The sequence below is a fragment of the Massilia sp. UYP11 genome (genome assembly GCF_050434805.1).
Taxonomy (GTDB): Bacteria; Pseudomonadota; Gammaproteobacteria; order Burkholderiales; family Burkholderiaceae_D; genus Telluria.
The window spans coordinates 1-24,412 of the sequence record NZ_JBNDJE010000026.1 but is presented as its reverse complement, the minus strand read 5'-3'; the positions used below and the strand labels follow the sequence as shown (position 1 = coordinate 24,412).

At 65.1% G+C, this 24,412-nt stretch carries 22 protein-coding genes, 1 tRNA gene and 1 pseudogene; 13 read left to right on the top strand and 11 right to left on the bottom strand.

Going from position 1 to position 24,412, the window contains the following annotated elements:
* Position 1: 1 nt before the first annotated feature.
* On the bottom strand, positions 2-2,134 hold the full coding sequence (locus tag ABIB38_RS22145) for a type VI secretion system Vgr family protein (RefSeq protein WP_429206857.1): 2,133 nt from the start codon (positions 2,132-2,134) through the stop codon (positions 2-4).
* Positions 2,135-2,445: 311 nt separating this feature from the next.
* Positions 2,446-2,521, bottom strand: a tRNA-Phe gene (locus tag ABIB38_RS22140).
* Between the two features lie 132 nt (positions 2,522-2,653).
* On the opposite strand from ABIB38_RS22140, the gene ABIB38_RS22135 reads away from it, so the two are divergent.
* The 6 genes from ABIB38_RS22135 (at position 2,654) to ABIB38_RS22110 (ending at position 9,122) form a co-directional block, all read left to right on the top strand.
* On the top strand, positions 2,654-3,892 hold the full coding sequence (locus ABIB38_RS22135) for an FAD-dependent monooxygenase (RefSeq protein ID WP_429206856.1): 1,239 nt from the start codon (positions 2,654-2,656) through the stop codon (positions 3,890-3,892).
* A 10-nt stretch (positions 3,893-3,902) separates the two neighbouring features.
* Positions 3,903-4,637, top strand: coding sequence for a DsbC family protein (locus tag ABIB38_RS22130; RefSeq protein ID WP_429206855.1), 735 nt, complete (start codon positions 3,903-3,905; stop codon positions 4,635-4,637).
* 122 nt (positions 4,638-4,759) lie between these two features.
* Entirely contained in the window at positions 4,760-5,221 is a 462-nt protein-coding gene (locus ABIB38_RS22125) for a (2Fe-2S)-binding protein (RefSeq protein WP_429206854.1), read from the top strand.
* A gap of 4 nt (positions 5,222-5,225) precedes the next feature.
* Positions 5,226-5,846 carry a nucleotidyltransferase family protein gene (locus tag ABIB38_RS22120; RefSeq protein ID WP_429206853.1) on the top strand — a complete coding sequence of 207 codons (621 nt, stop codon included), beginning with the start codon at positions 5,226-5,228 and terminating at the stop codon, positions 5,844-5,846.
* A 96-nt stretch (positions 5,847-5,942) separates the two neighbouring features.
* On the top strand, positions 5,943-7,763 hold the full coding sequence (locus tag ABIB38_RS22115; RefSeq protein WP_429206852.1) for a M61 family metallopeptidase: 1,821 nt from the start codon (positions 5,943-5,945) through the stop codon (positions 7,761-7,763).
* 33 nt (positions 7,764-7,796) lie between these two features.
* Complete coding sequence (locus tag ABIB38_RS22110) at positions 7,797-9,122, top strand: amidohydrolase (RefSeq protein ID WP_429206851.1); 1,326 nt, start codon at positions 7,797-7,799, stop codon at positions 9,120-9,122.
* Between the two features lie 79 nt (positions 9,123-9,201).
* Here the strand turns inward: ABIB38_RS22110 and ABIB38_RS22105 are convergent, their stop codons facing one another.
* Positions 9,202-9,609, bottom strand: coding sequence for a Fur family transcriptional regulator (locus ABIB38_RS22105; RefSeq protein ID WP_429206850.1), 408 nt, complete (start codon positions 9,607-9,609; stop codon positions 9,202-9,204).
* A gap of 160 nt (positions 9,610-9,769) precedes the next feature.
* On the opposite strand from ABIB38_RS22105, the gene ABIB38_RS22100 reads away from it, so the two are divergent.
* The 3 genes and pseudogenes from ABIB38_RS22100 to ABIB38_RS22090 all read left to right on the top strand — a co-directional run bounded on the left by ABIB38_RS22100 (position 9,770) and on the right by ABIB38_RS22090 (position 13,324).
* A complete protein-coding gene (locus tag ABIB38_RS22100; RefSeq protein ID WP_429206849.1) occupies positions 9,770-11,863 on the top strand; it encodes a TonB-dependent receptor domain-containing protein in 2,094 nt (697 codons plus the stop codon).
* Positions 11,864-12,263: 400 nt separating this feature from the next.
* A pseudogene (locus tag ABIB38_RS22095) lies at positions 12,264-12,749 on the top strand (TonB-dependent receptor plug domain-containing protein); the annotation flags it as partial.
* Between the two features lie 140 nt (positions 12,750-12,889).
* The gene (locus tag ABIB38_RS22090; protein ID WP_429206848.1) at positions 12,890-13,324 is read left to right on the top strand and encodes a MerC domain-containing protein; all 435 of its coding nucleotides are present in this window, start codon (positions 12,890-12,892) and stop codon (positions 13,322-13,324) included.
* 3 nt (positions 13,325-13,327) lie between these two features.
* Here ABIB38_RS22090 and ABIB38_RS22085 read toward each other — a convergent pair whose 3' ends face one another.
* The 7 genes from ABIB38_RS22085 to rpe form a co-directional block, all read right to left on the bottom strand.
* Positions 13,328-13,825: a TonB C-terminal domain-containing protein gene (locus ABIB38_RS22085; protein ID WP_429206847.1), complete on the bottom strand. Its 498-nt coding sequence runs from the start codon at positions 13,823-13,825 to the stop codon at positions 13,328-13,330.
* A gap of 91 nt (positions 13,826-13,916) precedes the next feature.
* Positions 13,917-14,717, bottom strand: coding sequence for an indole-3-glycerol phosphate synthase TrpC (gene trpC / locus ABIB38_RS22080; RefSeq protein WP_429206846.1), 801 nt, complete (start codon positions 14,715-14,717; stop codon positions 13,917-13,919).
* A gap of 20 nt (positions 14,718-14,737) precedes the next feature.
* Positions 14,738-15,775: an anthranilate phosphoribosyltransferase gene (trpD, locus tag ABIB38_RS22075; protein ID WP_429206845.1), complete on the bottom strand. Its 1,038-nt coding sequence runs from the start codon at positions 15,773-15,775 to the stop codon at positions 14,738-14,740.
* A gap of 69 nt (positions 15,776-15,844) precedes the next feature.
* Positions 15,845-16,408: an anthranilate synthase component II gene (locus ABIB38_RS22070; protein WP_429206844.1), complete on the bottom strand. Its 564-nt coding sequence runs from the start codon at positions 16,406-16,408 to the stop codon at positions 15,845-15,847.
* A 1-nt stretch (position 16,409) separates the two neighbouring features.
* A complete protein-coding gene (gene trpE / locus ABIB38_RS22065) occupies positions 16,410-17,906 on the bottom strand; it encodes an anthranilate synthase component I (RefSeq protein WP_429206843.1) in 1,497 nt (498 codons plus the stop codon).
* A gap of 210 nt (positions 17,907-18,116) precedes the next feature.
* On the bottom strand, positions 18,117-18,815 hold the full coding sequence (gene gph, locus ABIB38_RS22060) for a phosphoglycolate phosphatase (RefSeq protein ID WP_429206842.1): 699 nt from the start codon (positions 18,813-18,815) through the stop codon (positions 18,117-18,119).
* Positions 18,815-19,486: a ribulose-phosphate 3-epimerase gene (rpe, locus tag ABIB38_RS22055; protein ID WP_429206841.1), complete on the bottom strand. Its 672-nt coding sequence runs from the start codon at positions 19,484-19,486 to the stop codon at positions 18,815-18,817. Before rpe ends, gph begins: the two co-directional genes overlap by 1 nt.
* 187 nt (positions 19,487-19,673) lie before the next feature.
* Between rpe and apaG the strand changes: the two genes are divergently transcribed.
* Positions 19,674-20,048, top strand: a complete 375-nt coding sequence (gene apaG / locus ABIB38_RS22050; protein WP_429206840.1) for a Co2+/Mg2+ efflux protein ApaG — start codon at positions 19,674-19,676, stop codon at positions 20,046-20,048.
* On the opposite strand, the gene ABIB38_RS22045 is transcribed toward apaG, so the two are convergent.
* The gene (locus tag ABIB38_RS22045; RefSeq protein ID WP_429206879.1) at positions 20,049-20,204 is read right to left on the bottom strand and encodes a hypothetical protein; all 156 of its coding nucleotides are present in this window, start codon (positions 20,202-20,204) and stop codon (positions 20,049-20,051) included.
* Here ABIB38_RS22045 and mltA point away from each other — a divergent pair.
* The 3 genes from mltA (at position 20,203) to ABIB38_RS22030 (ending at position 23,914) form a co-directional block, all read left to right on the top strand.
* Positions 20,203-21,468, top strand: coding sequence for a murein transglycosylase A (mltA, locus tag ABIB38_RS22040; protein ID WP_429206839.1), 1,266 nt, complete (start codon positions 20,203-20,205; stop codon positions 21,466-21,468). The two genes, ABIB38_RS22045 and mltA, sit on opposite strands and share 2 nt — an antisense overlap.
* A gap of 118 nt (positions 21,469-21,586) precedes the next feature.
* Entirely contained in the window at positions 21,587-22,363 is a 777-nt protein-coding gene (locus ABIB38_RS22035; protein WP_429206838.1) for an enoyl-CoA hydratase, read from the top strand.
* 3 nt (positions 22,364-22,366) lie between these two features.
* On the top strand, positions 22,367-23,914 hold the full coding sequence (locus ABIB38_RS22030) for a phospholipase D family protein (protein WP_429206837.1): 1,548 nt from the start codon (positions 22,367-22,369) through the stop codon (positions 23,912-23,914).
* The last annotated feature ends 498 nt before the right edge of the window (positions 23,915-24,412 follow it).

The following is a 24,412-nucleotide window of genomic DNA, read 5'->3' as shown; positions in this document are numbered from 1 at the left end:
GTCAGTTGACGTCCACGTCGTTGCCGGAAATTTGCACCGGTCCGCTGGTCTCGATGCCGATTTGCGAACCGTTGATGAATACCTTGCCGTCCGCCGTCATTTTCAGTCGCGCCAGGCCGACGGTGATCGACAGCTCTTCGCCCGCCGTGATCGATACCGCCTTGCCGACCTTGGTGATCTGGCTGATACCGACCACGGTGGCCATGATCGTTCCGACGTTGAGGTTGTAGGCAAGGCCGACGTTCTCCATGCGGCCCAGGCCAACGTTCTGCATGTAAGCCATGCCGACCGTCTCCGTCTTCATGCGGGCAACGTGGGTGGACCAGTTCCTGCCGATGTCGTCCTTGCGGTTCCTGCCGATCGTCTTGACGCGGTTGCCACCGATGCCGATGGTTTCGTTCTTGTCGACCTGCTCGGTGCGGTCGTTGTGGACGGTAATGGTCTCGTCGTGGTCGACGGTTTCCTTGCGGTCGTGCTTGATATGCGAGGTCTCGTCGCGGTCGATGGTCTTGCGGCGGTCGTTGCCGACCCATTTATCTTCGTCGTGCTCGACCTCGGTAAGCTGGTCGCGTTCGGCATGCAGCCACAGTTGTTCCTGGCCCTGCTTGTCCTCGAAGCGCAGCGCGTTGGCATTGCCGTATGTGCCCTTCGGTGTCGAGCGGGACAGGATGCCGCTCTGGGTCTTGTTTGCGGGAAGATCCCACGGCGGCATGTTGTGCGCGTTCGGCACCATGCCGGTGACGAATCCACGATCGGGATTCCCGTCAAGGAACTGCACGATGACTTCGGCGCCGATGCGCGGGATCGATGTCATGCCGAAGTTGGGACCGGCCCACGCCGTCGCCACGCGCAGCCATGCCGAACTGCGTTCGTCCAGCTCTCCTGCGCGGTCCCAATGGAACTGGACTTTGACACGCCCATACTCATCGGTGTGGATTTCCTCGCCCGGGGGGCCGACCACGATCGCCGTCTGCAGGCCGTACATTTTCGGCTCGACGCTGTTGAAGCCCCGGCCGGGGCGCCATGGGATGGACTTGCGGATGCAGGACAGGCGGTTCTCGTAATGCGGTGGACTGGCGTCGTTCACGTGGTAATTGTTGCTGGCGCTGTGGTGCACCTCGATGATCAGAAATTCCTGGCCCTGGTTACTGCCGCCGTAGAAGTGGCCGGTGAGGCGGAACCAGCGCCCGGGAACCACGTTGCGGTTGGTGCTTGCGCCCTCGAATAGTTCTCCTGCGTGCTCGATCTCTTCGATGCGCAGCGTCGCCCGGCGTTCGCCGTCGCGACTATCCTTGAACCCATAGGCGCCCGCATATTCGTAGACCTCCTTGCGCAGCACCTTGCCCTGCTCGATGATCGTCGGCCTCTCGACGTTGACCGGCCTGGGCGACTTGAAATTGAAGGAGGACAGCGCCGTGCTGGCGGACACGATGCGACGGGTCGCCGACCACTCGCCAATGCCGTTATCCTCATATGAGCCGCAATCGCGCTGGAACGCGATTTCCGTGCCGTCTATCGGTTCCGCGCAAGTCGAATCGTCACTCAGGATGAGCGTGTGGCCCTTTGCCGTATGGTCGTAGGTGTAGTGCCAGCCTGCCGCCTCCCAGCGTCTGCTCAGGTAGTTGTAATCGGATTCGTTGAACTGGCAGGCATCGGTCATCGCCGGATCGTCGCCGTGGCGGCGAAATTCCCATTCCGGATGCGCGAGGTAGTCGCGGAAGATGCTGGTCGTTTGCTCGTACAGGGTGGCGTTATGGAATAGAAAGCAGTCCTTGCGCAGAGAAAGGTATTTCAGCCACGGCCCGAGCCTGGCTTCGTAGAACGCGACACCGCCATCTGTCCTGACAAGGCGAAAACTGAAGACGTAGCCGGTGAAATAGCGCAAGGCGCCGTCGTGGCGCACCAATTCCACGCACAGCAACTTGCCCTGCATGTCTTTCAGGTCGAGCAAGGCGTTGTCCGACAGCAGCTCGACAGCAAATTCGAAATCGCGCGACAGCCCCTCGGTGGCATCGAGTTTGTTGACCAGCAGCTCGGATGTTGGCGCGTCATCAAAGGGGAACGCCAGACGCAGGATACGGGCGGTCTGGCGTTCTTGGAGGATTTCTTTCAGGCTACAAGGGAAGTTGCCCATGCGGTTTTCCTGTGCTCACTGCGAATTGATCGCCGTACAAACGGTAGAGACTTGTCATATCCCCGTTGCTGAGCTTACCTTGGAGAGGGCGGTGTTTTATTGTGTAGTGTCAGTAGCTTAGGACTGCCGCAAGCGCCCAGTCGTCCATGCAGGAATGCGGACGTCTGGAGGGCGCCTGGACGAGATGGTCGCTCGTTTCGGTGGTTTATTCGGAGGGGCGCGTGCGCATTCTGCGCACCGGACAGGACAATAGTGCCGCAGAAACGAAAAACGCCCACTTGCATGAGTGGGCGTTTCGTGAGGCATGTTCTTGGTGGCCCGGGGCGGAATCGAACCACCGACACAAGGATTTTCAATCCTCTGCTCTACCAACTGAGCTACCAGGCCAAGAGAGGCATGATTATAGCCAGCGATTTTCAGTTGCGCAAGTGCTTGTTGATGCATTGTCAGCATGTAGCGCTGGCGCGCCCCCCCGGCCCACCCTGCGTGCGGGATGGGCATATCGCTATAATGAGCACTATGACCACGCCCACGACCTCCACCACCCGGACCGATGTTTGCATCGTCGGCAATGGCGCCATCGCCAAGACCACCGCGCTCGGCTTTGCCCAGGCCGGACACAGCGTGACCCTGTTGGCGCCGCCCGCGCGTCCCGGGGCCGAGGCGCAGGGCGGCTCGACGGCCTCGGCCGCGGACCGTCCATGGGACGTGCGCGTCTATGCGCTCAACCATACGGCCCACGACCTGCTGGCTTCGCTCAAGGTCTGGGGCGCCCTCGACCTGGCGCGCGTCGCCGCGGTCGATGCCATGGACGTGCATGGCGACGGCGAGGGCGGCGGCAAACTCGGTTTCGACGCCTTCGGGGCCCGGGTCGGCACCCTGGCCTGGATCGTCGAAGACCATAACCTGAACGGGGCGCTCGATGCCGCGCTCAAGTTCTCCCACAACGTGCAACGCGTCGAGGGCCGGGCCTGCGAGCTCACCTGCAGCGGCGAAGGCGCCGCGCTGCGCCTGGAAGACGGCCGCCGGATCGAGTGCGAGCTGCTGGTTGGGGCCGACGGCCGCGAATCCTGGGTCCGTGGGCAGTGCGACATCGGCGTCGACTACCGCATGTACCACCAGCGCGCCATCGTCACCAACTTCGCCTGCGACAAGCCGCACCATGGCGTGGCCCATCAGTGGTTCACCTGCGCCGACGGCATCATCGCGTTGCTGCCGCTGCCGGGCAACCGCGTCTCGCTGGTGTGGTCGGCGCCCGAGACCCTGGCCGACACCCTGATGGACGAGTCGCTGGGCGAACTGGCGATCCGGCTCGGCGAATATGCCGACGACAAGCTGGGCGCCCTGCGTCCCCTGCAACCCGAGGCCGTGGCGGCGGTGCCGCTGGCGCTGGTCAAGCCGCATGCGATCGTGGCGCCGCACGTGGCGCTGGTGGGCGACGCCGCCCACGCCGTGCATCCGCTGGCCGGGCATGGCATGAACCTGGGCTTCGGCGACGTGGTCGACCTGCTCGCCACCGTGCGCGAGCGCGAGGAGCGGCGCGCGATCGGCGACGAACGGGTGCTGGCGCGCTACGCCCGCAAGCGCAAGGAAGACGTGCTCATGATGCAGCTGGCCACCGATGGCCTGGAGCGTCTGTTCGGGGCAAATCTGGAGCCCGTGCGCGTCGTGCGCAATCTTGGACTCAACTTGCTTGATAAAATGCCTGCTTTGAAGCGGCGCCTGATGGCGCATGCGATGGGCAAGTCATCAATCTGAGGAACCAAGCATGATCAAAATGAAGCTCGCCGTCCTGCTGGCGACGGCGCTGCTCGCATCGTGCGTCGATGCGCAGAACACGGTCGAGGCAAACATCAAGAAGGCGCTCGAACCGCATCTGGGCGGCGCCAAGATCGAGTCGGTCAAGGAAACGCCGTATGGCGGCCTGTACGAGGTGCGGGTCGCGGGCGACATCCTGTACACCGACAAAAAGGGCGAGTTCCTCGTGATCGGCCAGGTATATGACGTCAAGAGTTCGCGCAACCTGACGCGCGAACGCATCGACGAGGTCAACAAGATCAAGTTCAGCGACCTGCCGCTCGAGATGGCGCTCAAGCAGGTCAAGGGCAACGGCAAGCGCGTGATCGCGGTGTTCGAGGATCCGAACTGCGGCTACTGCAAGCGCCTGCGCCAGACGACGCTCAACGAGATCGATAACGTCACCATCTATACCTTCATGTACAACATCCTGTCCCAGGATTCGTTCACAAAGTCGAAGAACATCTGGTGCGCGCCGAACCGCAACAAGGCCTGGGATGACTGGATGATCAACGGCAAGGTGCCGCCGGCGACGCCGGCTGCCTGCGAATCGCCGAACGACAAGGTGCTGGCGCTCGGCCAGAAGCTGCGCATCACCGGCACGCCGGCGATCTTCTTCAGCGACGGCACCCGCATTCCGGGTGCGATCGACCTGAAGTCGCTCGAAGCCAAGCTCGATTCGCTGGAAGCGAAGCCGGCGCGGTAGGGTCGGCGGGTATCCCGCCGACGCGGTGATGGTTGGCGGCGAAATCATCCGGCTCGACATCGAAGCGGATGACAATCGCCGCGTCGGCAGCAACGCTGCCAACCCTACCTTGGGGGCCATGCATGCTCACATTGAACATCAACGGAAGAGACCTGCAAGTCGACGCCGACCCCGCCACGCCCGTGCTGTGGGCGTTGCGCGACAATCTGAACCTGACCGGCACCAAGTTCGGCTGCGGCGCGGCCCTGTGCGGCGCCTGCACCGTGCACCTGGACGGCGCCCCGATCCGCGCCTGCGTCACCCCGATCGGGGCGGTCGCGGGCCAGGCCATCACCACCATCGAGGCGATGCAGGACGATCCGGTCGGCAGGGCGGTCCAGGATGCCTGGGTGCGCCACGACGTGCCGCAATGCGGCTACTGCCAGAGCGGCCAGGTGATGAGCGCCGTCGCGCTGCTGCGCGCCAACCGGCGTCCGCTGGATGCCGACATCGACAACGCCATGAGCGGCAATCTGTGCCGCTGCGGCACCTATCAGCGGATCCGCGCGGCCATCAAGGACGCCGCCGCGGCACTGGAGGCATGAAACCATGGCGCTGACCGGCATCCTGCTGGCCGCGGGGCGGGGCCGCCGCTTCGACCCGGCCGGCAAGAACAACAAGCTGTTGCAGCGCCTGCCCGGCGGCGAGCTGGTGGTCGCCGCCAGCGCGCGCACGCTGCTGGCCGTGTTCGCGCGCGTGGTGGCGGTGGTGCCGCCGGATGACGGCGGGGTGGGGGACGTGCTGCGCCAACTGGGCTGCGAGGTGACGGTATGCCCGCAGGCCGACGGCGGCATGGGCCTGTCGCTGGCGCACGCGATCCGCCATTGCCTGCATGCTCGATCGGATGCTCAGTTGGGTGCTCAATCGGGCGACCAGGCGCGCGGCGAAGGCTGGCTGGTAGCGCTGGGCGACATGCCCTTCGTCGCCCCATCCACCCTGCGTGCGCTGGAGGCCGCGGTCAAGGAGGGCGCCGCCATCGCCGCGCCCCTGTTCGCGGGCCGGCGCGGCAATCCGGTCGCCTTCGGCGCGCAGCACCGCGACGACCTGCTGGCGCTGGACGGCGACCAGGGCGCGCGGCGCCTGCTTGCCAGCAGCCCGGTCGCCGCGATCGAGGTGCCTGATCCCGGCGTCCTGCGCGACATCGATTCCCCCTCCGATCTGCCGGCCTAGCCGGCGCGCCGCCATCCACCCTGCATGGCGGGCGTTTCGCCCGATGGATTACACTATGCCCATTCGGCGCGTCCCGAGAGACCATTCAAGAAGATCATGAAAAAGCCATCGCAGAAAAAGCAGCACGCCATCCACTACACCATCGTTCCCAAGGACCTGGCCGGTCACCTCTTCAACGTCACCGTCACGGTCGCCAATCCCGATCCCGACGGCCAGACGTTCGCGCTGCCGGCCTGGATCCCGGGCAGCTACATGATCCGCGAATTCGCGCGCAATATCGTGCGCATCCGCGCCGACAGCGGCGGCCAGGAGGTCGCGCTCATCAAGCTGGACAAACACTCCTGGCGCGCCGCCCCCAGCGCCGGCCCCCTGACCCTGCACTACGAGGTGTATGCCTGGGACCTGTCGGTGCGCGCCGCCCACCTCGACCAGACCCACGGCTTCTTCAACGGCACCAGCGTGTTCCTGCGCGTGGTGGGGCAGGAGTCGCTGGTCCACCAGGTCGACATCCAGCGCCCCTTCGATCCGGCCGCCAAGACCTGGCGCGTGGCCACAGCGATGCCAGAGGCGGGCGCCAGGCGCTACGGCTTCGGCACTTACGCCTGCGCCGACTACGACGAACTGATCGACCATCCGGTCGAGATGGGCGACTTCGAGCTGGCCACCTTCAAGGCCCATGGCATCCCGCACGACATCGTGATCACCGGCCGCGTGCCCAACCTCGACATGGCGCGCCTGCAGGCCGACTTGAAGGCGATCTGCGAGACCCAGATCGCCTTCTTCGAGCCGAAGACGAAGCGCGCGCCGCTCGAGCGCTACGTGTTCATGACCATGGCCGTGGGCGATGGCTATGGCGGCCTCGAACACCGCGCCTCGACCGCCCTGATCTGCGCGCGCGCCGACCTGCCAAGCCTGGCCACGCCCAAGGCGGCCGAGCCGGGCGAAGGCTATCTGCGCTTCCTGGGCCTGTGCAGCCACGAGTATTTCCACACCTGGAACGTCAAGCGCATCAAGCCGGCCGCCTTCGCTCCCTACGACCTGCAGGCCGAGAACTATACGCCGCTCCTGTGGCTGTTCGAAGGCTTCACCAGCTATTACGACGACCTGATGCTGGTGCGCGCCGGGATCATCGGCGAAGCCACTTATTTCAAGTTGCTGGCCAAGACCATCGGCGGCGTGCTGCGCGGCAGCGGGCGCCTCAAGCAGAGCGTGGCCGATTCGAGCTTCGACGCCTGGAGCAAGTACTACCGCCAGGACGAGAATTCGCCGAACGCGATCATCAGCTACTACACCAAGGGGTCGCTGATCGCGCTGGCCTTCGACCTGACCATCCGCGCCAGGACCGGCGGCGCGAAATCGCTGGACGACGTCATGCTGGCGCTGTGGGAGCGCTATGGACGCGACTTCTACCACGGCGCCGGCCGCGGCGTGACGGAACAGGAAGTCGAAGCGCTGTTCGACGAGATAAGCGGCCTCAAGCTCAAGAACATGTTCGAGCGCTACGTGCGCGGCCTTGACGACCTGCCGCTGGCCAAGCTGTTCGCGCCGCTGGGCGTGAAGCTGGTCGACGAGCGCAAGGGCGGCAGGGCCACGCTGGACGCCGGCATCGGTCGCGACCCGCTCGGCGCCAGGCTCACCCAGGTGCACGAGGGCGGCGCCGCCCACCAGGCCGGCCTGTCGGCGCTGGACGTCGTGATCGCGATCGACGGCCTGCGCGTCAACGGCAATCCGCCCAACGTCGACGCGCTGCTGGCGCGCTACCGCGTGGGCGAGCGCGTCACCGTGCACGCCTTCCGCCGCGACGAGCTGATGGCCTTCGACGTCACCCTGCAGGGCGACCGCGTGCCGGGCATCAGCCTGGCGCCGGCCGTGGCGGGCCGCAAGTCGACCGCGATCAAGCGCCCCAGCGCAGTCTGATTTTCACGCATTGACCATAACGACAAGCATCCCATGACCTTCACCCGACTCGCCGCGGCCGCCGCGGTTTCCGCCGCCCTTGCACTGTCCGCAAACTTCGCCTACGCCCAGCAGGCCGCGCCCCTCAAGAACGACGTCGTCGCCAGGGTCGACGCCATGTATCCGTGGCTCGACGCTGTCTATAAAGACCTGCATGCCCATCCCGAGATCGCCTTCCAGGAAGTGCGCACCGCCGGCAAGCTGGCGACCGAGATGCGCAAGCTCGGCTTCACCGTCACCGAGAAGGTCGGCAAGACCGGCATCGTCGCGGTGCTCAAGAACGGGGCCGGCCCGACGGTCCTGGTGCGCACCGACATGGACGGCCTGCCGATGGAAGAGCGCACCGGCCTGCCGTACGCCAGCCGCGCCCGCGCCACCAGCGAAGGCCGCGACACCTTCGTGATGCACAGCTGCGGCCACGACGTCCACATGGCCAGCTGGCTGGGCACGGCGCGTACCCTGGTCGAACTGAAATCGCAGTGGAAAGGCACGCTGGTCTTCATCGGCCAGCCGGCCGAGGAAATCGTCGCCGGCGCCAAGGCCATGCTGGACGACGGCCTGTTCAAGCGCTTCCCGAAGCCGGACTACGCATTCGCCCTGCATTCCTGGCCGCTGGCGCATGGCACGGTGGGCTTCAACGACGGCCCGGTGTCGTCCAACTCGGACTGGCTCGAGATCACCTTCAAGGGCCGTGGCGGCCACGGCTCGGCGCCGGACAAGACCATCGACCCGGTGGCGATCGCGGCGCGCTTCGTGGTCGACGTCCAGACCGTGGTCAGCCGCGAGAAGGATCCGAAGGAATTCGGCGTGGTGACGGTCGGTTCGATCCAGGGCGGCACGGTCGGCAACATCATCCCGGACAGCGTGCAGGTGCGCGGCACCATCCGCTCGTACAGCCCGCTGGTGCGCGCCAAGCTGCTCGAAGGGGTGCGCCGCGTGGCCGAAGGGTCGGCGGCGATGGCCGGGGCGCCGAAGCCGGACATGCTGATCGGCGGCGGCGGCCAGGCGATCGTCAACAGCACCGAGCTGGTGAACAAGACCGAGGTGGTGTTCCAGGAAGCGTTCGGGCGCGACAAGGCCAAGCGCATGCCGGCCATGACCGCCAGCGAAGACTTCTCGCTGTACGCCAACGAAGGCGTGCCGTCGATGTTCTTCTTCACCGGCGTCTACGATCCGAAGGTGGTGGCCGAGGCCGAGCGCGAGGGCGGCAAGCCGATCGCCTTCAACCACTCGCCGTTCTACGCGCCGGTGCCGGAACCGTCGATCAAGACCGGCGCCCAGGCGATGACCCTGGCCGTGCTGAACGTGCTCGGTAAATAAGGCGTAGGGTCGGCGGCTGTGCCGCCGACGCGGTGATTGTTAACGCTGATAATGTCGCGCCAAATGATTTGGCAGCCAACTAGCGCCGCGTCGGCGGCTCAGCCGCCGACCCTACCAGGCAGTCGGCGCAGCGGCCGTACAGGGTCAGCTCGTGACTTTCGACGCTGAAGCCCTTCGGCGCCATGTGCTCGATGTCGCCCGGGCAGGCGTGCACGTCGAACACGCGCTGGCAGACGGTGCACTGGAAGTGGTGGTGATGGTGTTCGGCGGCGCTGGTCGATTCGTAGCGCGCGCCTTCGCCCGGCAAAGTGACGACCTTGAGCGCGCCGTCGTCCACCAGCGACTTCAGGTTGCGGTACACGGTCGCCATGCCCAGCTGGCTGACCTCGCGGCTGGCTTCGTCCAGGATCTCTTGCGGCGACAGCGGACGCTGCGCATGCTCGATCGCATGCAGGATGGCGGATTTTTGACGTGTGTTGCGTTGCATAGGCGGAAGGATACCTCAAAGCGTGCAGTAAAACCAAAACGCGCCAAAAAGCGGTTGAATGCTTAATGATAATGGCTTATCATTTCATTGCTAATGATAACGGATTATCGTTATCGGACTCATCGTCATCTTGCCGCTCCATTTATTTCGAGGAAACACCATGTCCGACTTCACTTGCAAGCGCACACCGCTGACCCTGGCGCTGATGCTGGCCTTTGGCGCGCCCCTGGCCGTCCATGCCCAGACGACGAGCCGGGCGGCGTCGGATCCGGACAGCGTGCCGACCGTGGTCGTCTCCGCCAGCGCCCTGGGCGTGGTGCACGACGACATGATCACGCCGGTGACCTCGCTCGGCGGCAGTGAACTGGTGCGCGCCCGCGAATCGACGCTGGGCGAAACCCTGGCCCACCAGCCCGGCATCACCTCGAGCCACTTCGGCGCCGGCGCCAGCCGTCCGGTGATCCGCGGCATGGACGGTCCGCGCGTGAAGATCCTGTCCGACGGTTCCGAGATCCAGGACGCCTCGACCATCAGCCCCGACCATGCTGTCGCTTTTGAACCTGTGCTGGCCGAGCGCATCGAAGTGCTGCGCGGCCCGTCGGCCCTGGCCTATGGCGGCGGCGCGGTGGGCGGCGTGGTGAACATCCTCGACCGCAAGATTCCGACCGTGATGCCCGAGAAGGGCCTGGAAGGCAGCGCGGAAGTGCGCGCCAATTCCGCGGCGCGCGAAAAGACCGGCGCCTTCGAATTCACGACCGCCGCCGGCAGCAACCTGGCCCTGCACCTGGAAGGCGTCAAGCGCGACACCGACGATTACCGCGTCGGCAAGGACTGGAGCGAAGGCCGCCACGTCCAGGGCAGCTACAAGGAAACCGAGACCGGCACCGTCGGCCTGTCGTGGATCGGCAAGAACGGCTACATCGGCGCCGCCTTCACCAAGGAGCGCACCGAGTACGGCATCCCGGGGCACAGCGAAGAATTCGGAGACTGCCACCCGCACGACGGCCACCTGGACTGCGGCGGCCATGGTCATGAAGAAGAAGGCCTCGACCATGAAGAGGAAGGCCACGAGCATGAGCACGCGCACGGCGTGCCGATCGTGAAGCTCGACAGCGAGCGCTGGGACATCCGCGGCGAGTACCGCAACCCGGTGGCCGGCATCGAGCGCGTGCGCATGCGCGCATCGATCACCGACTACGTCCACGACGAGCTGGAAGAGAACGTCGTCTCGACGTCGTTCCGCAGCAAGGGGCACGACGTCCGCCTGGAAGCGGTGCATGCGCCGCTGGCCGGCTGGCGCGGCGTATTCGGCGTGCAGACCACGCGCCGCGACTTCGCGGCCATCGGCGACGAAGCCTATGTGCCGCCGACCCTCACCAAGAAGCATGCCGCTTTCCTGACCGAGGAATACAAGCTCGAACACTGGCGCTTCGAGGCCGGCCTGCGCCACGAATGGCAGGATATCGAGGTCGATGCGCCGGGCCTGCGGGACACCGACGCGCGCGGCACCTCGGCCTCGGTCGGCGCCGTGTGGAGGTTCGCGCCGCAGTACTCGCTGCGCGCTTCGCTGTCGCGCAGCCACCGCCTGCCGACCGCCGAAGAACTGTATGCCGACGGCGTGCACCTGGCCACCGCCACCTATGAAGTCGGCAACCAGGACCTGGACAAGGAAACCTCGAACAACATCGACCTCACCCTGCGCAAGTTCGAGGGCGACACCACCTTCTCGGTCAGCGCCTTCCACAACCGCGTCGACAACTACATCTATGCGCACACGCTGGACAACCACGAAGGCTTCCAGCTGGTGGAATACGCCCAGCGCGACGCCACCTTCACCGGCCTGGAAGGCGAGATCCGCCGGAAGCTGACCCCAACGATCAGCGCGACCCTGTTCGGCGACTACGTGCGCGCCCGTTTCGACGAGGGCGCGGGCAGCCGCAACCTGCCGCGCATCCCGGCCTCGCGCCTCGGCGTCAAGCTCGACGGCGACTGGAACCAGTGGCACGGCATGGTCGAGTTCTACCGCGTGGGCAAGCAGGACAAGCTGGCCGAGTACGAGACCGAGACCGCCGGCTACAATATGCTCAACATCGGCGCCCACTACTCGACCCGCATTGGCGGCGTGCCGACCCAGTTCTATGCGCGCCTGAACAACCTGACCGACGAACTGGCCTATAGCCACACCTCGTTCATCAAGAACGCGGCGCCGCTGACCGGTCGTAACTTGACGGCGGGCATTCGCGTCATCTTCTAAGACCGGGTTTCGACGATCATCGGCCGTCGCAGGGCAATGTGGTCCTGCGCCTGTAATGACGTTAAGTGAAGGCGAAATTCTTCTTGAGTTAGCGTAAAAACGTCGTCCCCACGAAGGTGGGGACCCAATCTTGCAAGCGTTTCGACGACGTTTGCAGAACTTGGGTCCCCGCCTGCGCGGGGACGACGTATTTGACGGCTAGCTCAGCAGCTTAACTTAACGGCATCAGCCCCACGCCGGTGTTTAATTGCGACGCTCAGTTGCAACACTGCGTTGCTGCACTGTCTTGCCGCACTGCGTCACTGCACTGCATTGAATCCTTAACGATAATGAGTTATCATTAGGTTTCGCTGATGGAGCATCATTGCCACCAGGGCGCATTCGACGACCAAGGATTCCCATGACTGACTTCACCGGCAGGCGCACGCCGTTCGCACTGGCTTGCGTACTGGTCCTTGGCGGCCCGCTGGCCGCCCACGCGCAATCGACCGCTGCGCCTGCGACCGTCGTCGTGTCCGCCAGCGGGCTCGGCGTGGCCAGCGACGACATGGTCACGCCGGTAACGTCGATCGGCGGCAACGAGCTGGTACGTACCCGCCAGTCGACCCTGGGCGAGACCTTGTCGAGCATGCCGGGCATTACCTCGAGCCATTTCGGCGCCGGCGCCAGCCGTCCGATCATCCGCGGCATGGATGGCCCGCGCGTGAAGATCCTGTCCGACGGTTCCGAGATCCAGGACGCCTCCACCATCAGCCCCGACCACGCCGTCGCTGTCGAATCCGTCCTGGCCGAGCGCATCGAAGTCTTGCGCGGCCCGTCGGCCCTGGCCTATGGCGGCGGCGCCGTCGGCGGCGTGGTGAACATCATCGACCGCAAGGTGGCCACACCTCGTTCATCAAGGACTATGCGCCGCTGACCGGCCGTAACCTCACGGCCGGCCTGCGCGTACTGTTCTGACCGGACCCAATCCACCGGCGCGGCGAACGGTTTTCGCGGCGCCGGTTTCAAAGAAAGGAACAAGGGTTCATGAAATCCCTGATCAAATACGGCGATGTCGCCGGCATGGCGGCATCGATCCTCTGCCTGCTGCACTGCATGGCGATGCCGCTCGTGATCCTGGCGTTTCCGATGCTCGGGCTGGCTCACGTGCACGACACCTTCCACGACACGCTGATCGCGGCAATCACCGTGCCGGTCTTGCTGGCGCTGGTGCCCGGCTACCTGAAGCACCGCGACAAGACCACCCTGCTGGTCGGCTGCGCCGGCCTGGCGATCTTTCTCGGCGCCGTGTTCGTCGCCAGCCCGCTGTTCGGCGAAACCGCCGAAGCGGTACTCGCCGTCATCAGCGGCTTCATGCTGCTGTATGCGCACCTGCGCAACCGCCGGCATTGCAAGCGTTGCGGCGCTCGCGCACAGGACGCCGCCGCCCATTCCGCGCCGGCATCCTGCCATCCTCACTGATTGCTACAAGCCCGAGCGTTGCGGTCCCGCCAGTGTTCGGATCTGGAAGAGGTAGCGCTCGCCGAACAGGAAGGTCTCGGAAAACGTCATCAGGTCGGCGTGTTCCGGCCCCAGGCCATCGGGTGGCGGTAGCGGACCGCTGCGGCGCAGCGACGCCAGCGCGACCTCGGAGGCGCCCTGGTCGCGCGAGCGCTGCACCTGGACGTCGGCGAGCTGGCCCGCGCGGTCGACCGTGATGTTCAGCACCACCACCGCCGGCAACATGGGCGGCAATTCTCCCTCGAACACTCTTTCTGGATTGTGCTGCATGACGTGACGCGCGACGTCGGCTTTATAGGCGTCGAGCGTGCGTGTTGGGGGAGGGGCGGGGATCGGCGTCAGGGGAATGGTCACCGCCCGGGCCTGGGGCGCTGGCGCCCGGGTCGACGTGCCGCATGCGGCCAGGGCCGCGAGCACGATCAGTGCGAAGAAGACGAACAGGCTGCGATGAGGGTTCTTCATGGCGGATGCAGGATGGTCGCAGGTCGCGCCGGGATTGGCGTACCAGTTCGACCCATCCGTGCATCCGGAGTTCCTCTACCGTTCCGTTACTTCAGCCGAACAGGCGCTGCAGTTCCTGGCCGGGATGTTCCGCGCGCATGAAGGCTTCGCCGACCAGGAAGGCGTGGACGTCGGCCTCGCGCATGCGCTGCACGTCGCCCGTTCCCAGGATGCCCGATTCGGTCACCACCAGGCGGTCCTTCGGGATGCGCGGCAGCAGGCCGAGCGTGGTGTCGAGGGTGACGTCGAAGGTGCGCAGGTTGCGGTTGTTGATGCCCAGCAGCGGTGTCTTGAGCTTGAGCGCGGCATCGAGTTCCGCGCCGTCGTGCACCTCCACCAGCACGTCCATGCCGAGGTCCATGGCGCAGGCCTCCAGTTCCGCCATCAGGCCGTGGTCGAGCGCGGCCACGATCAGGAGGATCGCATCGGCGCCCATCGCGCGCGCTTCATAGACCTGGTAGGGGTCGACCATGAAGTCCTTGCGCAGCACCGGCAGCGCGCAGGCCGCGCGCGCCTGCTGCAGGTATTCGCTCGAGCCCTGGAAGAACTGGACGTCGGTCAGCACCGACAGGCAGGCCGCGCCGTGTTCGGCATAGCTGCGCGCGATCGCGGCCGGCTGGAAGTCGGGACGCAGCACCCCTTTCGACGGCGAGGCTTTCTTGACTTCGGCGATCACGCCGGCCTGGCCGCCCGCGATTTTCGCGCGCAGGCTCGATTCGAAGCCGCGCAGGGTGGCGCGCGCTTCACGGTCGCTTTCCACGTCGCTGCGCAGGCTGGCCAGGTCGCGGTGCTTGCGGGCCGCGGCCACTTCGTCAGCCTTCACGGCCAGGATCTTGTTCAGGATGTCGGACATCGATGTTCTCGCAGGTGGAATTAATTGGCCGCGCCGAGCTGGCGCGTGACCTGGACGAACTGCTCCAGCTTGGCGATGGCGGCGCCGGAGGCGATCGCCTCGCGCGCCTTGTGTAGGCCGGCTTCGATCGAGCCGGTCACGCCGGCCGCGTACAGCGCGGTGCCGGCATTCAGGGCCACGATGTCGTGCGCCGGACCCGGCTCGCCGCGCAGCGCTTCGAGCACGCGCGCCTTCGACTCTTCGGCGTTGCTGACCTTGAGGTTGCGGCTCGAGATCATCGAGAGGCCGAAGTCTTCCGGATGGATCTCGTATTCGCGAATCTCGCCGTTCACCAGCTCGCCGACCATGGTGCCGGCGCCGAGCGAGACTTCGTCCATGTTGTCGCGGCCCCAGACCACCACCGCATGCTCGGCGCCGAGGCGCTGCAGCACGCGCACCTGGATGCCGACCAGGTCGGGGTGGAACACGCCCATCAGGATATTGGGCGCGCCGGCCGGATTGGTCAGCGGCCCGAGGATGTTGAAGATGCTGCGCACGCCCAGTTCGCGCCGCACCGGGGCCACGTGCTTCATCGCCGCATGGTGGTTGGGCGCGAACATGAAGCCGATGCCGGTCTGGGCGATCGACTGGGCGATCTGCTCGGGCGTGAGGTCGATGTGGGCGCCGAAGGCCTCGATCACGTCGGCGCTGCCGGACGCGGAAGAGACGCTGCGCCCGCCGTGCTTGGCCACGCGCGCGCCGGCGGCTGCGGCCACGAACATCGAGGCGCTCGAGATGTTGAAGGTATTGGCGCCGTCGCCGCCGGTGCCGACGATGTCGAGCAGGTGGGAGGTGTCGGCCATCGGCACCTTGGTCGAGAACTCGCGCATCACCTGGGCGGCGGCGGTGATCTCGCCGATGGTTTCCTTCTTGACGCGCAGGCCCATGGTCAGGGCCGCGACCATGGTCGGCGACATTTCGCCGGCCATGATCTGGCGGAACAGTGACAGCATCTCGTCGTGGAAGATCTCGCGATGTTCGATACAGCGCAGCAGCGCTTCTTGTGGGGTGATCGGCATGATGGTTCCAGTTCGTCTAGACGTAATGAGGGCGTGGCGCCGCGAGCGTGGCGCGCACGCATGGACGCATCAGCGCGTCAGGAAATTCTTGAACAGGGCGTGACCGTGCTCGGACAGGATCGATTCGGGGTGGAACTGCACGCCCTCGATGTCGTAGTCCTTGTGGCGCACGCCCATGATCTCGCCGTCGTCGGTCCACGCCGTCACTTCGAGGCAGGACGGCAGCGAAGCGCGTTCGATCGCCAGCGAGTGGTAGCGGATCACGGTGAACGGGCTGGGCAGGTCGGTGAACACGCCTTCGCCGATGTGGGCGATGCTCGAGGTCTTGCCGTGCATGACCTGCTTGGCGCGGATCACCTTGCCCCCGAAGGCTTCGCCGATCGCCTGGTGGCCCAGGCACACGCCCAGGATCGGCAGCTTGCCCTTGAATTCGCGCAGGATGTCGAGCGAGATGCCGGCATCCTGCGGCGCCTTCGGGCCCGGCGAGATGCAGATGCGGTCCGGCTTCATCTCGGCGATCTGTTCAAGCGTGATCTCGTCGTTGCGCACGGTGCGGACAGTCTCGCCCAGCTCGCCGAAGTACTGGACGATGTTGAAGGTGAACGAATCGTAGTTGTCGATCATTAGCAGCATGTCAGAACTCCCCATCCAGGCCGTCTTGCACTTGCTCGGCGGCGCGCAGCACGGCGCGCGCTTTCTTTTCGGTCTCTTGCCATTCCATCTCGGGGATCGAATCGGCCACGATGCCGGCCGCGGCCTGCACGTACAGGTTGCCGTCCTTGATCACGCCGGTGCGGATCGCAATCGCCACGTCCATCTCGCCGCCGAAGCTCAGGTAGCCGCAGGCGCCGCCATAGATGCCGCGCTTGACGGGCTCGAGTTCGTCAATCACTTCCATCGCCCGCACCTTCGGCGCGCCGGTGAGCGTCCCCGCCGGGAAGGTGGCGCGCAGCACGTCGAGGTTCGACATGCCGTCTTTCAGCTTGCCTTCGACGTTGGAGACGATGTGCTGCACGTGCGAGTATTTTTCGATCACCATGCGGTCGGTGACCTTGACGCTGCCGGTGTCGGCGATGCGGCCGATGTCGTTGCGCGCCAGGTCGATCAGCATCACGTGCTCGGCGACTTCCTTCGGGTCGTTGAGCAGCTCTTCGGCCAGCGCCGCATCCTGCTCGGGCGTCGCGCCGCGGCCCCGGGTGCCGGCGATCGGGCGCAGGGTGACCTTGCGGCCGCCCTCGGGCGACTGCTCGTTGCGCACCAGGATCTCGGGCGAGGCGCCGACGATCTGCATGTCGCCGAAGTTGTAGTAGTACATGTACGGCGACGGGTTCAGCGAGCGCAGCGAGCGGTACAGCGACAGCGGCGAATCGACATAGGGCTTGCGGATGCGCTGGCCGATCTGCACCTGCATCAGGTCGCCGGCCATCACGTATTCATGGGCTTTCGCGACGGCCTTGAGGTAGTCTTCCTTGCTGAAGTCGCGCACGGCCTCGGTGCGTACCGAGCTCGAGGTGACCGGGGCGTCGACGCTCCGGCGCAGCATCATGCGCAGGTCTTTCAGGCGCTGGCGGCCGCGCGCGTAACTCTCTGGCTGGCCCGGGTCGGCGTACACGATCAGGTACAGCTTGCCGGACAGGTTGTCGATCACGGCCAGTTCTTCGGTCACCATCAGCTGGATGTCGGGCAGGCCCAGTTCGTCGCGCGGGCAGGTATCGGCCAGCTTGCGCTCGATGTGGCGCACCGTGTCGTAGCCGAAGTAGCCGGCCAGGCCGCCGCAGAAGCGCGGCAGGCCGGGACGCAGGGCCACCTTGAAGCGCGCCTGGAATTGCTCGATGAAGTCGAGCGGGTTGCCCTCGTGCGTTTCGATCACTTCGCCGTTCTTGACGATCTCGGTGAGGTTGCCCGTGGTGCGCAGCAGCGTGTGGGCCGGCAGGCCGATGAAGGAATAGCGGCCGAAGCGCTCGCCGCCCACCACCGACTCCAGCAGGAAGGTGTTCTTGCCGGTGTGCTGGGACTGGGCCAGCTTGAGGTAGAGCGTGAGCGGGGTTTCGAGGTCGGCGAAGGCTTCCGCGATCAGTGGAATGCGGTTGTAGCCCTGGTTGGCCAGCGACTTGAATTCGAGTTCGGTCATGTTTTCTCCGGACCGCCCGGCAAGGTGGGGCGGTGGTGTGCTTCAAAAAACCTGCCGGTTTGGTATCGCGGACACTATCGCGGATACAAGCGCCGGCAGCAATCGGTACGGCTCAGTTAGCCCAGGATTGCCAGCGTCGCCACAGCCAGGCCTCAAGGGCGCGGGTCTGGTTGACAGTGTGTTTTTTGGTGAAAAACATGATTAGATGACTTAGTTTGCGGTGCGATTGTGTGCAGCGATCAGGGCCGCTGCTTCGAGCAGCGAATCAACTATACCATCGGATTGAATTTCTTGCACAGGGCGTCCGTGGTTGTAACCGTATGGAACGGTCAACACGAAGCAGCCCGCGCCACGGGCGCTTTCGGCATCGTTGGACGAGTCGCCGATCGCCACCACGCGGCCCGGCGGCAGGTCGAGCGCGGCGCAGGCGCCGAGCATGGGCATCGGATCCGGTTTCTTCTTTGCGAACGAATCGCCGCCGAACACCTGCTCGAAGTAGGGCGCCAGGCCTTTCTGGTCGAGCAGAGGCAGGGTAAAGGCAACAGGCTTGTTGGTCACGCAGACCAGGCGCAGGCCGAGGTCGCGCATGGCTTGCAGGCCCTCGAGCACACCGTCGAACAGGGTGCTGCGCTGGCCATTGATGGCGAGGTAGTGACGCTGGTAGCCGGCCATCGCTTCTGCATGCGCCGCTTCCACGCGCGCCGCGTCCCAGTCGAGCAGGAGTGCGTCGCGCACCAGCTTCTCGGAGCCCTTGCCGACCAGCGGCTTGATCACCGCCTGGGTGATGGGCCCCAGGCCGAGGTCAGCGCGCATGCCGTTCAGGGCCGCCTCGAAATCGGGCACCGTGTCGAGCATGGTGCCGTCCAGGTCGACGATGGCGGCCTGGATGCTTGCAGCGCCGGCCCGCATTACTTACCCACCGTCGCCAGTTCGGCGCGCATGGCGTCGATCACGGCCTTGTAGTCCGGCTTGCCGAAGATGGCCGAGCCGGCGACGAAGGTGTCGGCGCCGGCGGCGGCGGCGGCGGCGATGTTCTCGGCCTTGATGCCGCCATCGACTTCGAGCATGATGTCGCGGCCCGATTCATCGATCATGCGGCGCGCGATCGCGATCTTCTTGAGCGCTTCGGGGATGAAGGACTGGCCGCCGAAGCCGGGGTTGACCGACATGATCAGGATCATGTCGATCTTGTCCATCACGTGTTCCAGGTGGTGCATCGGCGTACCCGGGTTGAACACCAGGCCGGCCTTGCAGCCGTGGTCGCGGATCAGTTGCAGGGTGCGGTCGATGTGTTCCGACGCCTCCGGGTGGAAGGTGATGATGTTGGCGCCGGCCTTGGCGAAATCGGGGATGATGCGGTCCACCGGCTTGACCATCAGGTGCACGTCGATCGGCACGTCCACGTGGGGACGGATCGCCTGGCACACCAGCGGGCCGATGGTCAGGTTCGGGACGTAGTGGTTGTCCATCACGTCGAAGTGGATGATGTCGGCGCCGGCGGCGACGACTTTGCGCACTTCCTCGCCCAGGCGGGCGAAATCGGCGGACAGGATGCTGGGAGCGATGCGGTAGGTGGTCATGGACGATGGAGCGGGATTGAATGAAGCCGCTATTCTACGCCGGTCCGGGACCGGCTTGCAGTGCCCTGGCCCCGGGCCGCGCCGGGATTGGGCCGCAGGCGGTATCATGTTGTTGTTTGCGCCATACGGCGCGCCGGCCGCCGCGAAGAGCGCAGCGGCCTTGTCCACGATCATCCAAGGAAACCCGATGCCCGCCTACGATTTCACTGTCACCGTCAGAACGCAATACCTGCCGGAGCAGTCCGACCCTGACCGGAACCAGTTCGTGTTCAGCTACACCATCACGATCAAGAACACCGGCAGCATCGCGGCCCAGCTCATCTCACGCCATTGGGTGATCCTTGACGCCAACAACCAGATGCAAGAGGTACGCGGACTGGGCGTGGTCGGCCACCAGCCCCTGCTGCAGCCGGGCGAACAGTTCGAATACTCCAGCGGCACCCAGCTCGGCACCGCCCAGGGCTCGATGCGCGGCGAGTACTTCTGCGTGGCCGAAGATGGCCACCGCTTCGAGACCCCGATCCCCGAATTCGTGCTGTCGCCGCCGCGTTCGCTGCACTGATCAGGGCCGGGTGTCGTCGCGTTCGTCGACCCTGCGGTCGACGTCCTTGCGGTCGACGTCCTTGCGGCCGGCGAACATGGTCCACCAGACGATAAATACGAGCAGGAACAGCGCCACGCCGGCTTCCACCATCAGGATCCACATTTTCGTCTCCATGCCTTCTATTGATACGACACGCCGCAGTGTACCCTCCCTGGTCGCCCTCGTCTGCCTGCTGAGCGCCTGCTCGACCACGCCGCAGCCATCCCAGCCGCCCATCACGATGCCGCCGCCGCTGGGGCCGGTGGTGGTGCCGCCTACGCCGCCCACCGAACAGCCGGCGCCGACGCCCGCGCCTTCGCCCCAACCTCCGCCCGCGCCGACGCCGCCCTTGACGCCAGTGAGTTTCGAGGCGCTGCCCGGCTGGCGGCAGGACGACGTGCGCCAGGCATGGCCGGCTTTCCAGCAGTCGTGCGGCGTGCTGGCCGCGCGCGCGGCCGAGTGGAAGGCGCCATGCGCGGCGGCGCGCTCGGTCGACGCCGGCGACGCGGCGGCGGTGCGCCGCTTCTTCGAGACGTATTTCACGCCCAACCAGGTGCGCAATCCCGACGGCACCGACACCGGCATGATCACCGGCTACTACGAAGCGATGCTGTACGGCGCGCGCAAGCGCGGCGGCGCTTACCAGACCCCGTTGTACCGGGTGCCGGACGATCTGGTCACGGTCGACCTGGGCGGCATTTATCCCGACCTGCAGAACCGGCGCCTGCGCGGGCGGTTGTCCGGCAAGACGCTGGTGCCCTATTACAGCCGCGCCGAGATCGACCGGGCGCCGCTGAAGGGCAGGGAACTGCTGTGGGTGAACGATCCGGTGGAGGCCTTCTTCCTCGAGGTGCAGGGCTCGGGCCGCGTGCAGCTCGATAGCGGCGAAACGGTGCGCGTCGGCTATGCCGACCAGAATGGCCATCCGTACAAGGCGATCGGCCGCTGGTTCGTGGAGCAGGGGATATTGACCCCAGAGCAGGTGTCGGCGCAGTCGATCCGCGCCTGGCTGGCGGCCAACCCGGCGCGCCGCCAGGAAGTGCTGAACGTGAACGCCAGCTATATCTTCTTTGCCGAGCAAAAGGTGACGGACCCGAACGCCGGCCCGCGCGGCGCGCTGAACGTGCCGCTCACGCCGGGCCGCTCGATCGCGATCGACCGCAGCATCCTGCCGCTGGGCGCGCCGGTCTGGCTGTCGACCACCATGCCCAAGGATGGCGCGCCGTTGCAGCGCCTGGTGATGGGGCAGGACGTGGGCGGCGCCATCCGCGGCGCGGTGCGGGCCGACTTTTTCTTCGGCTTCGGGCCCGAGGCCACCGAGAATGCGGGGCTGATGAAGCAGCAGGGGTCGCTGTGGGTGTTGCTGCCCAGGACCGTGGCGCCGGACGCCGTCCCATAAGGCCGCGTCCGCCAGTTAATCTGCAGCGTATCCTTTCTGACGCAAGAACCTGCTCGACTTGACGCGTACGTAAAGCGCTAGAATCGCAGAGTCGTGATTAACCAATGAAGGGTGTGATATGGACTATGCTGACCTGTTGATCGAGAACCATGGCAAGGTTGCCGTGGTGCGCCTGAATCGTCCAAAGGCGATGAATGCGCTGAATGACAATATGATGAACGAGCTGGGCGACGCCCTGCGCAAGTTCGACAAGGATCCTGCGATCAATGTAATCGTGCTGACGGGCAGCGAGAAGGCGTTCGCGGCGGGCGCCGACATTGCCGCCATGGCCAATTACGATTACCAGGAAACCTACGGCAATAACTACATCGGCCGCAACTGGGAGCACATCCTCGACGTGCGCAAGCCGGTGATCGGCGTGGTGTCGGGTTATTGCCTGGGTGGCGGCTGCGAGCTGGCGATGATGTGCGACTTCCTGATCGCCGCCGACAGCGCCAAATTCGGCCAGCCCGAGATCAAGGTCGGCGTCACCCCGGGCGCCGGCGGCACCCAGCGCCTGCCGCGCGCGATCTCCAAGTCGAAGGCAATGGACATGCTGCTCACCGCGCGCATGATCGATGCGCTCGAGGCCGAGCGCAGCGGCCTGGTGTCGCGCGTGTATCCGGCGGCCGAGGTGATGAATGAGGCGATCAAGATCGCCCAGGACATCGCCGAGATGCCGGTGTCGGTGGCGATGCAGATCAAGGACAGCGTCAACCAGGCGTACGAGACGACCCTGAGCCAGGGCGTGGCCTACGAGCGGCGCTATTTCCACGCCGGTTTCGGCACGCCTGCCCAGAAAGAAGGCATGTCGGCCTTCCTCGAGAAACGCAAGCCGGATTTCGACGGGCTGTAATCGATGGGCCCGCGCCGGGGATGGCTGGTGCTGCCGGGGGCGCTGCTGGCGCTGTCCCTGGCGCTGACGAGTTGCTCGTCGTTGCCGCCGCTGGACGGCAGGGTGGCGAGCACGGCGATCGCCGACACCGACGATACCCGTCTCGGCAAGGCGCTCACGCCCCTGACGATGGCCGATCCCGGCCTGGCAGGCATCCATGCCCTTGCGGACGGGCGCGACGCCTTCGCCGCGCGGGCCCTGCTGGCGCAGGCTGCCGACCGCAGTCTGGACGTCCAATACTATATCTGGCGCAATGACACCACCGGCCGGCTGATGTTCGACGCGCTCAGGCGTGCGGCCGAGCGCGGAGTGCGTGTGCGCCTATTGCTCGACGATAATAATACGGCCGGGCTGGATGAATCGCTGGCCGCGCTCGACGCCCATCCGATGATCGAGGTGCGCCTTTTCAACCCCAACGGCATCCGCTCCCTGCGGGCGGTCGGCATGGTCGCCGATTTCATGCGCCTGAACCGGCGCATGCACAATAAATCGTTCACCGCCGATAACCAGCTCACGATCATTGGCGGGCGCAATGTGGGCAACGAATATTTCGGCGCGGCGGGTGAAATCTCGTTTGCCGATCTCGACGTCATTGTCGCGGGCCCGGTCGTGCGCGCCGTGTCGGACGATTTCGACCTGTACTGGAATAGTCCGTCGGCCTACCCCGTGGAGCTGCTGGCGCCGGATGCCGCCGCCACGCCCGCCTGGAAGCCCGATGCCGAGGCGCAAGTCTATATGGAAGCCATCAGGCGCTCCGCATTTCTCGAGCAACTGGTGGAAGGAAGCTTGCCGCTGGAATGGGCACGCGCCAGGTTCGTCAGCGACGATCCGGCCAAAGTGATGGGGACGGCGGTGCCGGAAGCGAATGTCGCCTTCAAGTTGCGGGACATCCTGGGCGAGCCGCGACGCAGCCTGGATCTCGTTTCACCTTATTTCGTTCCCGGCCACGAAGGAACGGCCGCTTTCGTCAACCTGGCCAAAAAGGGCATCCGGACCAGGATTTTGACCAATTCGCTGGAAGCGACCGACGTCGCGGCGGTACATGCCGGCTACGCCAAGTGGCGCAAACCCTTGCTCGAATCAGGGGCGACCTTGTACGAACTGCGCCGGGACGCCACCGACGAGCCGACCCGGGACCAGCGCGGCGCCGGCAGCGGCGCCGGGAGCAGGATAGGCAGTTCGGACGCCAGCCTGCATGCCAAGACCTTCGGCGTGGACGGGAATCGGGTCTTCGTCGGCTCATTCAACTTCGACCAGCGCTCCATTCACCTCAATACCGAGATGGGGATGGTGATCGACAGCCCGGCGCTGGCGACGCGCCTGACCGAAACGCTGGACCGAACCTTGCCGACGCACGCCTATGAAGTGAAGCTCGATGATCGCGGTTCGGTGATCTGGCTGGAGCGGCGCGGCGACCAGGTAATCCGGCATGAAACGGAACCTGGCACGAGCTGGTTCAAGCGGGCCGCGGTGAAGGCGCTATCGTGGCTGCCAATCGACTGGCTGTTGTAGTCGCCACACTTTCTCTCGCGCCCTCTTGCGGACCCTGCGTTTGATTTGTTATAGTTCGCCTCCGCTTCGGAACTGACTGAAAAACGCGAGCCAAATCAAACGGTTAGCGCAATGAGGTCAGCAGTGAAAACTGCGGCGAAGCGAAACGAAGGGGGTTGACGAGGTTTTAGGAATACAGCATAATCTCTCTCCTCTGCTGCTGACGAACAAAACGATTCGCAGATGCAGCAAGGCAGTACCGAATTCTGATCTTTAAAAATTAACAGTCGATAAGTGTGGGCGTTTGATGAAGGTGCCAAGAACCTCGGTTCTTGCATACTTAAATTATCAAATGTTCGCACAAAGTATTAAACGTTGTCTCAGCAATGAGATGACGGTCAGTATTTTGAGTGAGCGACTCGGCTAGCAATAGCCGATGACTCGAAAGAGTCAACAAACAGAGATTGAACTGAAGAGTTTGATCCTGGCTCAGATTGAACGCTGGCGGCATGCTTTACA

What these genes read in the sequence shown, in the direction of transcription:
- ABIB38_RS22035 (WP_429206838.1), top strand. Translation starts at nt 21,587, where the DNA reads ATGGACTATGCTGACCTGTTGATCGAGAACCATGGCAAGGTTGCCGTG.
- ABIB38_RS22120 (WP_429206853.1), top strand. Translation starts at nt 5,226, where the DNA reads ATGGCGCTGACCGGCATCCTGCTGGCCGCGGGGCGGGGCCGCCGCTTC.
- ABIB38_RS22045 (WP_429206879.1), bottom strand. Translation starts at nt 20,204, where the DNA reads ATGGAGACGAAAATGTGGATCCTGATGGTGGAAGCCGGCGTGGCGCTG.
- ABIB38_RS22125 (WP_429206854.1), top strand. Translation starts at nt 4,760, where the DNA reads ATGCTCACATTGAACATCAACGGAAGAGACCTGCAAGTCGACGCCGAC.
- ABIB38_RS22135 (WP_429206856.1), top strand. Translation starts at nt 2,654, where the DNA reads ATGACCACGCCCACGACCTCCACCACCCGGACCGATGTTTGCATCGTC.
- ABIB38_RS22130 (WP_429206855.1), top strand. Translation starts at nt 3,903, where the DNA reads ATGATCAAAATGAAGCTCGCCGTCCTGCTGGCGACGGCGCTGCTCGCA.
- ABIB38_RS22115 (WP_429206852.1), top strand. Translation starts at nt 5,943, where the DNA reads ATGAAAAAGCCATCGCAGAAAAAGCAGCACGCCATCCACTACACCATC.
- trpC (WP_429206846.1), bottom strand. Translation starts at nt 14,717, where the DNA reads ATGTCCGACATCCTGAACAAGATCCTGGCCGTGAAGGCTGACGAAGTG.
- ABIB38_RS22030 (WP_429206837.1), top strand. Translation starts at nt 22,367, where the DNA reads ATGGGCCCGCGCCGGGGATGGCTGGTGCTGCCGGGGGCGCTGCTGGCG.
- ABIB38_RS22090 (WP_429206848.1), top strand. Translation starts at nt 12,890, where the DNA reads ATGAAATCCCTGATCAAATACGGCGATGTCGCCGGCATGGCGGCATCG.
- trpE (WP_429206843.1), bottom strand. Translation starts at nt 17,906, where the DNA reads ATGACCGAACTCGAATTCAAGTCGCTGGCCAACCAGGGCTACAACCGC.
- apaG (WP_429206840.1), top strand. Translation starts at nt 19,674, where the DNA reads ATGCCCGCCTACGATTTCACTGTCACCGTCAGAACGCAATACCTGCCG.
- gph (WP_429206842.1), bottom strand. Translation starts at nt 18,815, where the DNA reads ATGCGGGCCGGCGCTGCAAGCATCCAGGCCGCCATCGTCGACCTGGAC.
- rpe (WP_429206841.1), bottom strand. Translation starts at nt 19,486, where the DNA reads ATGACCACCTACCGCATCGCTCCCAGCATCCTGTCCGCCGATTTCGCC.
- ABIB38_RS22100 (WP_429206849.1), top strand. Translation starts at nt 9,770, where the DNA reads ATGTCCGACTTCACTTGCAAGCGCACACCGCTGACCCTGGCGCTGATG.
- trpD (WP_429206845.1), bottom strand. Translation starts at nt 15,775, where the DNA reads ATGCCGATCACCCCACAAGAAGCGCTGCTGCGCTGTATCGAACATCGC.
- ABIB38_RS22105 (WP_429206850.1), bottom strand. Translation starts at nt 9,609, where the DNA reads ATGCAACGCAACACACGTCAAAAATCCGCCATCCTGCATGCGATCGAG.
- ABIB38_RS22085 (WP_429206847.1), bottom strand. Translation starts at nt 13,825, where the DNA reads ATGAAGAACCCTCATCGCAGCCTGTTCGTCTTCTTCGCACTGATCGTG.
- ABIB38_RS22070 (WP_429206844.1), bottom strand. Translation starts at nt 16,408, where the DNA reads ATGCTGCTAATGATCGACAACTACGATTCGTTCACCTTCAACATCGTC.
- ABIB38_RS22145 (WP_429206857.1), bottom strand. Translation starts at nt 2,134, where the DNA reads ATGGGCAACTTCCCTTGTAGCCTGAAAGAAATCCTCCAAGAACGCCAG.
- ABIB38_RS22110 (WP_429206851.1), top strand. Translation starts at nt 7,797, where the DNA reads ATGACCTTCACCCGACTCGCCGCGGCCGCCGCGGTTTCCGCCGCCCTT.
- mltA (WP_429206839.1), top strand. Translation starts at nt 20,203, where the DNA reads ATGCCTTCTATTGATACGACACGCCGCAGTGTACCCTCCCTGGTCGCC.